This window comes from Streptomyces sp. NBC_00096 (genome assembly GCF_045041305.1).
Lineage (GTDB): Bacteria > Actinomycetota > Actinomycetes > Streptomycetales > Streptomycetaceae > Streptomyces.
In genome coordinates this window covers 5354768-5369667 of the sequence record NZ_CP108221.1, presented here as the reverse complement: position 1 = coordinate 5369667, position 14900 = coordinate 5354768, and the positions used below count along the sequence as shown (strand labels likewise).

10 protein-coding genes are annotated in these 14900 nt (G+C 72.3%); 5 read left to right on the top strand and 5 right to left on the bottom strand.

Translation table 11 applies throughout. The features are described 5' to 3' along the window. Positions 1-89: 89 nt before the first annotated feature. Positions 90-1607, bottom strand: coding sequence for a 30S ribosomal protein S1 (gene rpsA, locus OG904_RS23700; RefSeq protein ID WP_254383748.1), 1518 nt, complete (start codon positions 1605-1607; stop codon positions 90-92). Positions 1608-1964: 357 nt separating this feature from the next. Here rpsA and OG904_RS23695 point away from each other — a divergent pair, with 357 nt between their 5' ends. Together OG904_RS23695 and OG904_RS23690 are read left to right on the top strand one after the other, a co-directional pair. Further along, the gene (locus OG904_RS23695) at positions 1965-2813 is read left to right on the top strand and encodes a class I SAM-dependent methyltransferase (protein ID WP_405494127.1); all 849 of its coding nucleotides are present in this window, start codon (positions 1965-1967) and stop codon (positions 2811-2813) included. A 4-nt stretch (positions 2814-2817) separates the two neighbouring features. Next, the gene (locus OG904_RS23690) at positions 2818-5529 is read left to right on the top strand and encodes an ATP-dependent RNA helicase (protein ID WP_405494125.1); all 2712 of its coding nucleotides are present in this window, start codon (positions 2818-2820) and stop codon (positions 5527-5529) included. Here the strand turns inward: OG904_RS23690 and OG904_RS23685 are convergent. The 3 genes from OG904_RS23685 to OG904_RS23675 form a co-directional block, all read right to left on the bottom strand. Then, positions 5519-6499, bottom strand: coding sequence for a DUF3068 domain-containing protein (locus OG904_RS23685; RefSeq protein ID WP_405494123.1), 981 nt, complete (start codon positions 6497-6499; stop codon positions 5519-5521). The two genes, OG904_RS23690 and OG904_RS23685, sit on opposite strands and share 11 nt — an antisense overlap. 14 nt (positions 6500-6513) lie before the next feature. Further along, on the bottom strand, positions 6514-6654 hold the full coding sequence (locus OG904_RS23680; protein WP_405494121.1) for an SPW_0924 family protein: 141 nt from the start codon (positions 6652-6654) through the stop codon (positions 6514-6516). Between the two features lie 147 nt (positions 6655-6801). Further along, positions 6802-8052, bottom strand: coding sequence for a lytic murein transglycosylase (locus OG904_RS23675; RefSeq protein ID WP_405494119.1), 1251 nt, complete (start codon positions 8050-8052; stop codon positions 6802-6804). Positions 8053-8232: 180 nt separating this feature from the next. Between OG904_RS23675 and OG904_RS23670 the strand changes: the two genes are divergently transcribed. Beyond that, entirely contained in the window at positions 8233-9132 is a 900-nt protein-coding gene (locus OG904_RS23670; protein WP_405494117.1) for a DUF4184 family protein, read from the top strand. A 34-nt stretch (positions 9133-9166) separates the two neighbouring features. Here OG904_RS23670 and polA read toward each other — a convergent pair whose 3' ends face one another. After that, positions 9167-11890 carry a DNA polymerase I gene (polA, locus tag OG904_RS23665; protein ID WP_405494115.1) on the bottom strand — a complete coding sequence of 908 codons (2724 nt, stop codon included), beginning with the start codon at positions 11888-11890 and terminating at the stop codon, positions 9167-9169. Between the two features lie 166 nt (positions 11891-12056). On the opposite strand from polA, the gene OG904_RS23660 reads away from it, so the two are divergent. Then, complete coding sequence (locus OG904_RS23660; protein ID WP_405494113.1) at positions 12057-14324, top strand: FdhF/YdeP family oxidoreductase; 2268 nt, start codon at positions 12057-12059, stop codon at positions 14322-14324. Between the two features lie 54 nt (positions 14325-14378). Further along, positions 14379-14867, top strand: a complete 489-nt coding sequence (locus OG904_RS23655; RefSeq protein WP_405494111.1) for a PaaI family thioesterase — start codon at positions 14379-14381, stop codon at positions 14865-14867. Positions 14868-14900: the final 33 nt, after the last annotated feature.

Here is a 14900-nt window from a genome sequence, read left to right as displayed (position 1 = left end):
GCCCGCCCCCCTGAGGGGACGGGCCTTACCGTTGAACATCAACTCAGCTCACACCGCACGCGAGCGGCGGTGCGTCCGTGCTGCTGCGATCAGCTCTGGCCGCCGGCCAGCTTCTCGCGGAGCGCGGCCAGGGCCTCGTCCGACGCCAGGGCGCCGGAGGTCTCGTCCGCACCCTCGGAGGAGTACGAACCACCCGAGATGCCCGCACCGGCGCTGCTGCTGCCACCGGCGGCCGGAGCGGCCGCACCCTCGGCAGCGGCGGCCTCGTCGGCCTCGCGGCTCTTGATGACCTGGGCCTGGTGCTGCTCGAAGCGCTGCTGCGCCTCGGCGTACTGGCCCTCCCAGGCTTCGCGCTGCTTGTCGAAGCCCTCGAGCCAGTCGTTGGTCTCGGGGTCGAAGCCCTCGGGGTAGATGTAGTTGCCCTGGTCGTCGTAAGACGCGGCCATGCCGTACAGGGTCGGGTCGAACTCGACCGACGCCGGGTCGGCACCGAAGGACTCGTTGGCCTGCTTCAGCGACAGCGAGATCCGGCGACGCTCGAGGTCGATGTCGATGACCTTGACGAAGATCTCGTCGTTGACCTGGACGACCTGCTCCGGGATCTCCACGTGGCGCTCGGCCAGCTCGGAGATGTGGACCAGACCCTCGATGCCCTCGTCCACGCGGACGAACGCACCGAACGGAACCAGCTTGGTGACCTTACCCGGGACGACCTGACCGATCTGGTGCGTCCGGGCGAACTGCTGCCACGGGTCTTCCTGCGTCGCCTTCAGCGACAGGGAGACGCGCTCGCGGTCCATGTCGACGTCGAGGACCTCGACGGTGACTTCCTGGCCGACCTCGACAACCTCGGACGGGTGGTCGATGTGCTTCCAGGACAGCTCGGAGACGTGGACGAGACCGTCGACGCCACCCAGGTCCACGAAGGCACCGAAGTTGACGATCGAGGAAACGACGCCGGAGCGGACCTGACCCTTCTGCAGGGTGGTGAGGAACGTCTGGCGAACCTCGGACTGGGTCTGCTCGAGCCAGGCGCGGCGGGACAGGACCACGTTGTTGCGGTTCTTGTCCAGCTCGATGATCTTCGCCTCGAGCTCCTTGCCCACGTAGGGCTGGAGGTCGCGGACGCGACGCATCTCGACGAGGGAGGCCGGCAGGAAGCCGCGGAGGCCGATGTCGAGGATGAGACCACCCTTGACGACCTCGATGACGGTACCGGTGACGATGCCGTCTTCTTCCTTGATCTTCTCGATCGTGCCCCAGGCGCGCTCGTACTGCGCACGCTTCTTGGACAGGATCAGACGGCCTTCCTTGTCCTCCTTCTGGAGAACCAGGGCCTCGATCTCGTCGCCGACCTTGACGACCTCGTTCGGGTCGACATCGTGCTTGATCGAGAGCTCGCGGCTCGGGATGACGCCCTCGGTCTTGTAACCGATGTCGAGGAGAACCTCGTCACGGTCGACCTTCACGATGACGCCGTCGACGATGTCGCCGTCGTTGAAGTACTTGATCGTCTCGTCGATCGCGGCGAGGAACGCGGCCTCGTCACCGATGTCGTTGACCGCAACCTGCGGGGTGGTGGCGGTGGTCTCGGTGCTGCTCGTCATGTGGGTAAGGGCTCCGGTTACGGACAGAAAGTCGTAGGTACTGCTACGCCGGGAGCCCTTATCGGCATCTGCCGAAGAAGCCGGACAGCCAAGGAAGCCCCAGTTCCGCGTGAGCGGGGTGGGGGCCTCGAAAACCGAGGGGTCATCAACAGATACAAGCGCAGCCTGCTAGGTCTGAGGAGCACAGGCTCGCAGCGCAACTTGTAGCATACGGGGGCAGCCGGACAGGGTCAATGCGCGAAGGCGCACACCCCGGGCAGATCACCGCACAACCGGCACAATTAGTGGGCAGGCAGGCGCCGATGGCCCTTCCCGCCCGCTTTTCGCAGACATTCGCAGACTACGACGACGGGCCCCATGAACCAAGAGGACTACGCCACCGAAGAAGCGTACGAAGCCGGCCCGGCCGCCGGGGACGACTCCGAGGCCACGCGGCGTGACGCGGGGGAAGCGGAGAGCAGCCGGGCCAGCCGCGGCTGGTGGGACCGCAACGCCGACGAGTACCAGAACGAGCACGGCGCCTTCCTCGGCGACGACCGCTTCGTCTGGGGTCCCGAAGGTCTGGACGAGGCGGAAGCGGCCCTCCTCGGCCCCGCCGCCTCCCTCAAGGGCAAGGACGTCCTGGAGATCGGCGCCGGCGCCGCCCAGTGCTCGCGCTGGCTGGCCGCCCAGGGCGCCCGCCCCGTGGCCCTGGACCTCTCGCACCGCCAGCTCCAGCACGCCCTGCGCATCGGCGACGACGTTCCCCTGGTCGAGGCCGACGCCGGAAGGCTCCCCTTCCGCGACGGCTCCTTCGACCTCGCCTGTTCCGCCTACGGCGCCGTCCCCTTCGTCGCCGACCCCGTGAACGTGATGCGCGAGGTCCGCCGCGTCCTGCGCCCGGGCGGCCGCTGGGTCTTCTCCGTGACCCACCCCGTCCGCTGGGCCTTCCCCGACGAGCCCGGTCCCGAGGGGCTTTCCGTCGCCGCCTCCTATTTCGACCGCACCCCGTACGTCGAGCAGGACGAGCAGGGCCGCGCCGTATATGTGGAGCACCACCGCACCCTCGGCGACCGGGTACGGGACGTGGTCTCGGGCGGCTTCCGCCTGCTCGACCTGGTGGAGCCGGAGTGGCCCGCCTGGAACAGCCAGGAGTGGGGCGGCTGGTCCCCGCTGCGCGGCAACCTCATCCCCGGTACGGCGATCTTCGTGTGCGAGCGGGACTGAGCCCGTGATCCGTACCGCCGACCTCGACGCCCTTCCCGTACGGGAAGTCCTGCCCGCGCTCGTCTCCGCGCTCGACGCCCGCGGCGCCGCCGTGCTCTGCGCCCCGCCGGGCACCGGCAAGACCACGCTGGTGCCGCTGGTACTGGCGGGGCTGGTGGGAGCCGGGGCCGCGGGACTCGGTCCGCGTCGCCGGATCGTGGTCGCCGAACCCCGCCGGATCGCCGCCCGGGCGGCGGCCCGGCGGATGGCCTGGCTGCTCGGCGAGCAGGTCGGCGCCTCGGTGGGCTTCACGGTGCGCGGGGAGCGGATGGTGGGACCGTCCACGGTGGTCGAGGTCGTCACCACCGGGGTACTGCTCCAGCGGCTCCAGCGGGACCAGGAACTCTCCGGGGTCGACCTGGTGATCCTGGACGAGTGCCACGAGCGGCACCTCGACGCGGACACGGTCGCCGCCTTCCTCCTGGACGTACGGGAGACCCTGCGACCGGAGCTGCGGATCCTCGCGGCCTCGGCGACCACCGACGCGGCCGGCTGGGCTCGGCTCCTGGGCGGCGCTCCCGTCGTGGAGGCCGCCGGGGTCTCGTACCCCGTGGAGACCGTGTGGGCCCCGCCGGTCCGCCCGCTGCGGCCGCCGCACGGGATGCGGGTGGACCCGGCGCAGCTGACGCACGTGGCCTCGGTGGTGCGGCGGGCGCTGGCGGAACGTTCCGGCGACGTCCTGTGCTTCCTGCCCGGAGTCGGGGAGATCGCCCGGGTCGCCGGGCAACTCGGCGGGACCGACGCGGAGGTCCTCCAGATACACGGCCGCGCTCCGGCCTCCGTCCAGGACGCGGCGCTGTCCCCCGCCCCGCACCGCCGGGTCATCCTGTCCACCGCCGTGGCGGAGTCCAGCCTGACCGTGCCCGGCGTACGGATCGTGGTGGACTCGGGCCTGGCCCGCGAACCCCGGGTCGACCACGCGCGGGGCCTGGGAGCGCTGGCCACCGTACGGGCCTCCCGTGCGGCCGGCCGCCAGCGCGCGGGCCGCGCCGGGCGTGAGGCACCGGGCACGGTGTACCGCTGCTGGGCCGAAGCGGAGGACGGGCGGCTGCCCGCCTACCCCGCCCCCGAGATCCGGATCGCGGACCTGGCGCAGTTCGCCCTCCAGGCCGCCTGCTGGGGCGATCCCGACGCGGCCGGGCTGGCGCTGCTCGACCCGCCCCCGGCCGGAGCCATGGGCGCTGCGCGGGAGGTGCTGCTCGCGGTGGGCGCGGTGTCCCCGGACGGGCGGCCGACCCCCCGGGGGCTGCGGATGGCCCGCCTCGGCCTGCACCCGCGCCTGGCCCGGGCCCTGCTCGACGGCTCCGCCGCGCTGGGGCCCCGGCGGGCGGCGGAGCTGGTGGCCCTGCTCAGCGAGGAGCCGCCCCGGGAGTACGGGGACGACCTGGCCGCCGCCTGGCGCCGGGCCCGTGCGGGCGGCGACCCGTACGCATCGCGCTGGCGTGCGGAAGCCCGCCGCCTGGAACGCGCGGCAACCGGAGGGGGCCCTGCGGGGCATTCCCCCACCCCGCCCCTTCCCGAAACCGGGGCTCCGCCCCGGACCCCCTCGGGGGCTCCGCCCCCGGACCCCCTCGCCTCAAACGCCGGCGAGGCCGAATTGCCCGGTGGGCAATTTCAGCCCGCCCGGCGCTTGAGGGCCGGGTCCGGGCAGAGCCCGGTTTCGGGAAGGGGCGGGGTGGGGGAAGAGTCCCTCCCCGACGACGCCGCCGCCGGGCTCGTGGCCGCACTGGCCTTCCCCGAAAGGGTCGCCAAGGCCAAGGGCCAGGGGGCCTTCCTCATGGCCTCCGGGACCGGGGCCGAGCTCGGCGAGGGCTCGGGCCTGCGCAGCGCGCCCTGGCTGGCCGTCGCCGTCGCCGACAGGCCCCCGCACTCCGCCTCCGCCCGCGTCCGGCTCGCGGCCCTCATCGACGAGGACACCGCCCGCGCGGCCGCCGGCCACCTGTTCCGCTCCGGCGAGGAGGTGCACTGGGAGGACGGAGACCTGGTCGCCCGCTCCGTGGAACGGCTCGGCGCCATCGAGCTCGCCGCCCGCCCCCTGCGCGATCCCGACCGGGCGCTGGTCAGGGCCGCCCTGCTCGAGGGCATGCGCACCGAGGGCCTCGGCCTGCTCCGCTGGACCGCGGACGCGCAAGCGCTCCGGGCCAGGCTCGGCTTCCTGCACCGCACGCTCGGCGCGCCCTGGCCCGACGTGGCGGACGCCGGGGCCCTGCTGGAGCGGGCCGACGACTGGCTGGAGCCCGAGCTGTCGCGGGCCCGTCGCCGCTCCGACCTCGCGCGGATCGACGCCGGGCAGGCGCTGAACCGGCTGCTGCCCTGGGCCACCGGCGAGGCCTCCCGCCTCGACGAGCTGGCCCCGGAGCGGATCGAGGTGCCCAGCGGCTCGCGGATCCGCGTCGACTACGCCGCCGAGCACGGTCAGCCCGTGCTCGCCGTCAAGCTCCAGGAGCTCTTCGGGCTGGCCGAGACCCCCCGGATCGCGGGGGTCCCCGTGCTCGTCCATCTCCTGTCGCCCGCCGGCCGGCCCGCCGCCGTCACCGCCGACCTGGCCTCCTTCTGGCAGGGCGGCTACCGCGCCGTCCGTGCCGAGCTGCGCGGCCGCTACCCCAAGCACCCGTGGCCGGAGGACCCGGCGACCGCCGCGCCCACCCGGCACACCAACGCCCGGCTCAGGCGCTGAACGGCTCCTCGTGCCGGGGGCGCCTGCCGCGCGCCTCCAGCCAGAGCGCGAGCCCGAAGAGCGCGAGCCCGCCGGCCGCCAGACCGGCGGGAGCGTAGGTGTGCAGCGCGAGGACCTTCGTGCGGTTCGCCTTGACCAGGTCGACGGTGTAGTTGCTGTAGTCCTCGCGCATCTTCACGTGGCCGGCGAAGACGGTGAGCCTGCCGTCGGGCGCGGCCGCGGCGATGCTGCCGCCCCGCATCTCCTGCTGGATCTCCTGCTCGGCGTTGACGGGGGCGCCGGTCACCGGGTCGACCCAGAACATCGCCTTGGTCGAGTACCAGAGGGAGGTGCCGGTGGTCTGCTCGAAGGTGGCCGGGTCTATGCCCTCGATCGGCATCTTCTTCGGCAGCGAGACCTTCGTCCAGGGGATCGTCTGCTCGTAGTAGTAGACGTCCATGCCCTTGAACTTGCGCGGGCCCACGTAGTGGATGGGCGAGGAGGTACGGGTCTGCTGGTCGAAGTACAGGTAGTCGCGCGGCTCGGTGAAGAACGGCCACTTGAACTCGATGCCCTCGCGCTTGACCGGGTCCCCGTCGACCGCCTCTCCGGTGGCGTGCACCGGGTCCTGGGAGTGGGCGTCGAAGATGTAGCGCTCGGGGATCTGGGAGACCATCTTCCCGTCCGGGCCCGTGATGTAGGTCAGCGTGTCCCAGACGACCACGTCCTTGCCCGCGCTGGCCTCGATCTCCCTGGACGCCTCGACGTTGCCCTTCAGGGTCTGGACGATGGTGACCTTGTCGACCTTCTTCGGCTGCATGCCCGCGTTGTAGTCGAGCAGGGTCGCGTCCTTCGCCTCCAGGACCACTTCCTGGTACTGGTTCGGCGGGATCTTCGCGAGCCTCGGGTACGCGTACCAGCGCAGCAGCGGTGCGAGGGCTGTGCAGAACACGGCTACGGCTAGCAGGACGAGGCTTGCTCTGCGTCGCATGGCCGGGCCCTCCTCTACTTTCCGGGCGCGGCGGGCGCGGTGGTGAGCAGGGGCTTCGGTGAGGTCTTGCCTTCCGGCGTCCCCATCGCCGTGATGGCGAAGACGAGGAGCACCGCGAGGACGAGACCGCTGGCGGCGGCGACGATTGCGCGCATGCCGGGGCCTCCGGAATCTGATTGGTCGTCAGGGCGGGGGCACCGTAGCAATGCGGGTGACAGATGAGAACCGTTTGCGCCACTGATCACGCGGTGACGCCGGGCGGCCCGGCCCGGGCGCGGGGCCCGGACCGCCGCCGCGGGGTGTCAGGGGGTCGCCGCGGGCGCCTGAGCGGCGGTGGACGGGGACGCCGACGGCTTGGGAACCGGTGAGCCGGACGGGCTGGGCCTGGGCTTCGGCGACGGGGAGACGGAGGCCGAGGGACTCGGCGTCGGCCCGGGCTTCGGGGTCGGCGAAGGCGTTGGGGTCGGCGTTGGGGTCGGGGTCGGCGAAGGCGTCGGGGTCGGCGTTGGAGTCGGAGTCGGCGAAGGCGTCGGGGTCGGCGTTGGAGTCGGAGTCGGCGAAGGCGTCGGCGTGGGCGTCGGCTTCGTCGGCGTAGGCGAAGGGGTCGGCGTAGGCGCAGGTCGCGCAGGCGCAGGCGCAGTACCACCGCTGCCGGGGCCGTCCGGGACCTCGTGCGCGCCCTTCAGGTAGTAGGTGAACCACGACCGCACCGTCCGCAGGTACGCGGAGGACGCGTTGTACGACAGCACGGCCCGGTCCAGATCCCCGTCCACCCGCAGGTCCCGCGTACCCGCGCACAGGTAGCGTCCGGCCGCGAGCGCCGCGTCGTGCACGTTGTTGGGGTCGCGCCGGCCGTCGCCGTTGGCGTCCTGGCCCCACGAGGCCCAGGTGGACGGGATGAACTGCATCGGCCCGACCGCCCGGTCGTACCGGGAGTCCCCGTCGTAGGCCCCGCCGTCGCTGTCCCGGATGTTCGCGAAGCCGTTCCCGTCGAGTACGGGGCCCAGGATCGGCCGCAGCGTCGTACCGCCGGCGTCGACCCGGCCGCCGCGTGCCTGCCCGGACTCGACCTGGCCGATCGCCGCGAGGAGTTGCCAGCGCAGTCCGCACCCGGGGTCGCTCGCGCCGATCGTCCCCTCCGCGTTGCGGTACGCGGCGAGCACGCTCGCCGGTATCCCCTGCGCACCCTCCACCCCGCCCATGGCCACGGGTTCGTTGTGCGGGACCGCCTCGGCGGCGGCCGGTGCCACGGGCGGCGGCGCCGCTCCGTCTTCGGGCAGCAGCACGGCCGGCGGCTCGGGGCTCACCAGTGGCGGGAGGGCGGTGAAGTAGGAGCTGTCCCCGGCGGATTCCCCGGCGGACGCGGCGGGTCCAGCGGCCTGCGGGCCGCTCCCGCCGCCCGCGGTGAGCCCGTCCCGGCCGGCCCCCGGCCCCTGCGAGGCGGTCATCGCGGCGGCCACCAGGGCGGAGACGAGGACGGCTGCCCCGCCCTTGCGCACCGCCCGGCCGAACCGGCCGCCTGCCTGCGCCGGCAGGCGCACGGGCTTGGACACTGCCGGTATGCGGATCCTGGGCGTCATGAGCCGGACCCCCCTCCCCCTCGACGTCCGCGTGACCCTACGTCAACTCGCTGCGCAGGGCACGCATCGTGGGCCGGAATTCACGATTTCCCCATGAGTTCCGCAGCCCGCCCATACTGGTGCGCACCGTTCGAAGAGCCGAGACGAGGTCCCATGCCGTTCACCCTCAGCCACGCGGCCGCCGTGCTTCCGGGCGTCCGCCGGACCGGGCGTGCGCGCGGTCCACTCGTCGCCTCGGCCCTGGTCCTCGGGTCCTTCGCCCCGGACGTCTTCTACTTCGCCGACGCGGTCGTCCCGGGCCTGCGGCCGTACGGCACCTTCACGCACTCCCTGCCCGGCGTGGTCACCGCCGACGCGGCGCTCACCGCCGTCCTCACGGCGTTCTGGCTGCTGCTCCGCGAGCCGCTGATCGCGCTGCTGCCGCGCGGCCGGCGGGGCAAGGCGCACGCGTTCGTACGGGGCGAGGAGTGGCGCGGGCGGCGACTGCCCTCCCTGGCCCTCCGGTTCTACCTCTCGGCGGTCGCCGGTTCGCTCACGCACGTGGTGTGGGACAGCTTCACGCACCTCGACCGCTGGGGTACGCGCGCGCTGCCGGAGCTGGGCGAGCCGCTCGCCTTCGGCCTGCCCCTCTACTCGTACCTGCAGTACGGCACTTCGGCGGCCGCGGCCTGCGCCCTGGTCTGGTTCACGGTGACCGCGCTGCGCCGGCTGCCGTCCTCACCGGTCCCCGCGGCCGTCCCGGTGCTCGGCCGGGCCGAGGTGTACGGAGCGCTCGCGCTGGTCCTGGTGTGCGTGGCCGTCGGGGTCACCCTGCGCGTGCTGCGCTTCTTCACCTTCTTCGACCGGATCGGCACCCCGCTCGACATCATCCCGACGGTCTGCTTCGGCGCGGGCGGCGGGCTCTCGGTGGCCCTGCTGCTCTACGGGGTCCTCGTCCGCCTGCGCCACCGCCGCGGCCGCGGCCGCCCGGGCCCGGACGCGGTCTCCGGCTCCGGCTCCGGCTCCGGCTCCGGCTCGGACGAGGAAACGCGAACGCCCGTCCCCGCCCGGTAGGCGGAGACGGGCGCGGCCCGAACGGTACGACGGGTCAGTGCGCGGCGGACTCCCAGTCCGGGCCGACGCCCACGGACACGTCCAGCGGGGCCCGCAGGTCGACGGCGGCGGCCATCTCCCGGCGCACCAGCTCCTCCACCTGCTCCCGCTCCCCGGGGGCGATCTCCAGCACGATTTCGTCGTGGACCTGGAGCAGCATCCGCGACTTCAGCCCGGCTCCGGTGATCGCCTTGTCCACGCGCAGCATCGCGACCTTGACGATGTCGGCGGCGGTGCCCTGGATCGGCGCGTTCAGCGCCATCCGCTCGGCGGCCTCGCGGCGCTGGCGGTTGTCGCTGTTGAGGTCCGGGAGGTAGCGGCGGCGGCCGAAGACGGTGGCCGTGTAGCCGGTGGCGCGGGCCTCCTCGACGACGCGGCCCAGGTAGTCCCGGACCCCGCCGAAGCGCTCGAAGAAGGTCTCCATCAGGCCGCGGGCCTCACCGGGCTCGATGTTCAGCTGCTGGGCGAGGCCGAACGCGGAGAGCCCGTAGGCCAGGCCGTAGGACATCGCCTTGATCTTGCGCCGCATCTCGGCGTCGACCTCGGAGCGCTCGACGCCGAACACCTGGGAGGCGACGGTGGTGTGCAGGTCCTCGCCCGTGAGGAACGCCTCGATCAGGCCCTCGTCCTCGGAGAGGTGGGCCATGACGCGCAGCTCGATCTGGCTGTAGTCGGCGGTCATGAGCGATTCGAAGCCCTCGCCGACGACGAAGCCGCGGCGGATGGCCCGGCCCTCGTCGGTGCGGACCGGCACGTTCTGCAGGTTGGGGTCGGTGGAGGACAGGCGGCCGGTCGCGGCGACGGTCTGGCTGAAGCTGGTGTGCACCCGGCCGTCGGCGGCGATCGTCTTGACCAGGCCCTCGACGGTGACGCGCAGCTTGGCCTGCTCCCGGTGGCGGAGCATGATCACGGGCAGTTCGTGGTCGGTCTGGGTGGCCAGCCAGGCCAGCGCGTCCGCGTCCGTGGTGTAGCCGGTCTTGGTCTTCTTCGTCTTCGGCAGGTCCAGCTCGCCGAAGAAGACCTCCTGCAGCTGCTTGGGCGAGCCGAGGTTGAACTCGTGGCCCACCGCCGCGTGCGCCTCCTTCACCGCCTGCTGCACCGCGGCGGCGAACTGCTGCTCCATCGCTTCGAGGTGGCTGTGGTCGGCGGCGATGCCCGACCGCTCCATCCGGGCCAGCAGCTCGGAGGTGGGCAGCTCCATGTCGTGCAGCAGCTCGGCCGCACCCACCTCGGGCAGCTTCACCGCGAAGGCGTCGCCGAGGTCCAGGACGGCGCGGGCCTGCGCCATCAGGGCCTCCGCCTCGGCGGTCTCGTCGGCGCCGAAGGCGAGCTGCCCCTCGGCGGCGGCGGGCGCCAGCTCCCGGTGCAGGTACTCCTGGGACAGCACGTCCAGGGCGAAGGACCGGCGGCCCGGCTTGACCAGGTACGCCGCGAGCGCGGTGTCCATGACCACCCCGGCCAGGGTCCAGCCCTGCTCCGGGAAGACCCGCATCAGGGCCTTGGCGTTGTGCACCACCTTGGGCCTGCCCGCGTCGGCGGCCCAGGCGGCGAAGGCCTGCTCGTCGGCCGCGTCCAGTGCGGACGGCTCGAACCAGGCGGCCGCGCCGTCGGCCGAGGCCAGCGCGATCTCGGCGACGTCGCCGGTGCCCAGGGCCCAGCTGTCGACGGTGGAGATGCCGAGCGGGGCGCCCGCGTGGCTCTCCAGCCAGGGCGCGAGCTCGCCGGTGCCCAGGACGGAGCCGTCCAGCTCCACGGCGACCGCCGCGGGGGCGGGAGCCTCTTCGGCGGCCGCGCCCGGGTCGACGGCGAGCAGGCGCTCGCGCAGCGAGGCGTTGCGGATCTCCAGTACGTCCAGGACGCCGGTGACGGCGGTCCGGTCGTAGGGGGCGCGTTCCAGATCGGCCGGGGTCTTGGGCAGGGCGACGTCCTTGACCATCTCGGTCAGGACGCGGTTGAGCTTCACGGCCTCCAGGTGGTCCCGGAAGTTCTGCCCGGCCTTGCCCTTGACCTCCTCGGCGCGCTCCACGAGCTCCGCGAACGACCCGAACTGGGTGATCCACTTGGCGGCGGTCTTCTCGCCGACGCCCGGGATGCCGGGGAGGTTGTCGGACGGGTCGCCGCGCAGGGCCGCGAAGTCCGGGTACTGCTGGGGAGTGAGCCCGTACTTCTCCTCGACCTTCTCCGGGGTGAAGCGGGTCAGCTCGGAGACGCCCTTGGTCGGGTAGAGCACGGTGGTGTGCTCGGAGACCAGCTGGAAGGAGTCCCGGTCGCCCGTGACGATCAGCACGTCGAAGCCGAGGGCCTCGGCCTGCGTGGCGAGCGTCGCGATCACGTCGTCGGCCTCGAAGCCGTCGACCGCGAAGCGCGGCACGCTCATGGCGTCGAGGAGCTCGCCGATCAGCTCCACCTGCCCCTTGAACTCGTCGGGGGTCTTGGAGCGGTTCGCCTTGTACTCCGGGAACTCCACCGAGCGCCACGTCTTGCGGGACACGTCGAACGCCACCGCGAAGTGCGTGGGCGCCTCGTCGCGCAGCGTGTTCGCCAGCATCGAGGCGAACCCGTAGATGGCGTTGGTCGGCTGCCCCGTCGCGGTGGTGAAGTTCTCCGCGGGCAGCGCGAAGAACGCCCGGTACGCCAGGGAGTGCCCGTCCATGAGCATCAGGCGGGGGCGGTCCGCTGCGGTCGGCTGGTCGGTCTTCTTCGATGCTGAATCTGCCACGCCCCCGATCCTAGGCGCCGCCACTGACAAATCCGGACGGGCTGCGCGGCCCGTCCGATGCGGCCGGTCGGATCCGGCATCGGCGATGACGGCGGAGCGTGACAGGATCGGAAGCGGACGAAGAAGACCGCTCAAAGACGAAGAAGACTGCTCAAAGGGGAGCGACATGGCCACCAAGCCGCCCGCAGGTGATCCAGTACAGGACGCGCCGCAGGTCGCGCCCCCCAAACACGCGGCCGCGGGTCTGCCCGCCATCGGGCACACCCTGAAGATCGCGCAGCAGCAGATGGGCCTGGCCCGTACCGCCCGCACCCTCCTCAAGGTCAACCAGAAGGACGGGTTCGACTGTCCCGGCTGCGCCTGGCCCGAGGGCGACAAGCGGCACACCGCCGAGTTCTGCGAGAACGGCGCCAAGGCCGTCGCGGAGGAGGCCACGCTGCGCCGGGTCACCCCGGAGTTCTTCGCCGCGCACCCGCTGGCCGATCTGGAGACGCGCTCGGGCTACTGGCTGGGCCAGCAGGGCCGGATCACCCAGCCGATGTATCTGGCGGACGGCGGCGACCGGTACGAGCCCGTCAGCTGGGAGCGGGCCTTCGCGATCATCGCGCAGGAGCTGCGCGCCCTGGACTCCCCCGACGAGGCCCTCTTCTACACCTCGGGCCGCACCAGCAACGAAGCCGCGTTCCTCTTCCAGCTCTTCGTCCGCGAGTTCGGCACCAACAACCTCCCCGACTGCTCGAACATGTGCCACGAGTCCTCGGGCTCCGCACTGAACGAGACGATCGGCATCGGCAAGGGCAGCGTCTCCCTCGAAGACCTCCACCAGGCCGACCTGATCATCGTCGCCGGGCAGAACCCCGGCACCAACCACCCGCGCATGCTGTCCGCGCTGGAGCAGGCCAAATCCGCTGGCGCGAAGATCATCTCGGTGAATCCGCTGCCCGAGGCCGGCATGGAGCGCTTCAAGAACCCGCAGACCCCCCTCGGCATGCTCAAGGGCACCGCCCTCAACGACCTGTTCCTCCAGATCCGCATCGGCGGCGACCAGGCCCTCTTCCGCCTCCTGAACAAGCTCGTCCTGGAGGCCGGGGCCACCGACCGGGAGTTCATCCGCGAGCACACCCACGGGTACGAGGAGTTCGCGGCCGCCGCCAAGGACACCGACTGGGCCGACACCCTGACCGCGACCGGCCTGAGCCGCCCCGACATCGAGGCCGCCCTGGCCATGATCCTGGCCTCGGAACGCACCATCGTCTGCTGGGCCATGGGCCTCACCCAGCACAAGCACTCCGTCGCCACCATCCGCGAGGTCGTCAACCTCCTCCTCCTGCGCGGCAACATCGGCCGCCCCGGCGCGGGCGTCTGCCCCGTCCGCGGCCACTCCAACGTGCAGGGCGACCGCACCATGGGGATCTTCGAACGCCCCGCGCCCGCCTTCCTCGACGCCCTCGACAAGGAATTCGGCATCACCTCGCCGCGCGAGCACGGCTTCGACGTGGTCCGCTCCATCCAGGCCTTGCGCGACGGCGAGGCCAAGGTGCTGTTCGCCATGGGCGGCAACTTCGTCGGCGCCACCCCCGACACCGAGGTCACCGAAGCCGCGATCCGCCGCGCCTCCCTGACCGTGCACGTCTCCACCAAGCTCAACCGCTCGCACGCGGTCACCGGCCGGCGCGCGCTGATCCTGCCGACCCTGGGCCGCACCGACAAGGACGTCCAGGCCGGCGGCAAGCAGTTCGTCACCGTCGAGGACTCCATGGGCATGGTCCACTCCTCCCGCGGCAACCTCGCCCCCGCCTCCCCGCACCTGCTCTCCGAGCCCGCGATCGTGGCCCGCATGGCCCGCGCCGTCCTCGGTGAAGCCTCCCGGACCCCGTGGGAGGCGTTCGAGCGGGACTACGCCGCCATCCGCGACCGGATCTCCCGTGTCGTCCCCGGCTTCGAGGACTTCAACGCCCGCGTCGCCCGCCCCGGCGGCTTCCAGCTGCCGCACGCCCCGCGCGACGAGCGCCGCTTCCCCACCAAGACCGGCAAGGCGAACTTCACCGCCGCACCCGTGGAGTACCCCCGCCTCCCGGCGGGCCGGCTGCTCCTGCAGACCCTGCGCAGCCACGACCAGTACAACACCACCATCTACGGCCTGGACGACCGCTACCGCGGCATCACCGGCGGGCGCCGCGTCGTCATGGTCAACCCCGAGGACGCCGCCGAGCTCGGGCTCGCCGACGGCTCGTACACCGACCTCGTCGGCGAGTGGCGCGACGGCGTCGAGCGGCGCGCCCCCGGCTTCCGCGTCGTCCACTACCCGACCGCCCGCGGCTGCGCCGCCGCCTACTACCCCGAGACGAACGTGCTGGTGCCGCTCGACTCCACCGCGGACACCAGCAACACCCCCGCGAGCAAGTCCGTCGTCGTCCGCTTCGAACCGGCCTGATAGAACGACCCGAGCACAAGATGGTTAACGAACGTTGACGAACGGAGTCGGCCCATGGGCGAGCAGCAGGGCGAGCAGCACGCGGTGAAGTTCCCGCAGGAGGTCCTCGACGAGTACACGGCCCTGGGCATCGACCTGCCCTCGCTGTTCTCGGCGGGCGACCTCGGCAAGCGGATGGACATCCGGATCCTCGAAGCGTCCGCCGAGCGCGTCGTCGCCACCATGCCCGTCGAGGGCAACACCCAGCCGTACGGACTCCTCCACGGCGGGGCCTCCGCCGTGCTCGCCGAGACCATCGGCTCGGTCGGCGCGATGATGCACGGCGGCAGCACCAAGATCGCCGTCGGTGTCGACCTGAACTGCACCCACCACCGCGGCGCCCGCTCCGGCCTGGTCACCGGGGTCGCGACCCCCGTGCACCGCGGCCGCTCCACCACCACGTACGAGATCGTCATCACCGACGAGCAGGACCGCCGCGTCTGCACCGCCCGCCTCACCTGCCTGCTGCGTGACCTGAACCCGCAACAGGACGGCAACAACTAGACGTTGCCCTCACCGCGGCGCCGGTCTAGCGTT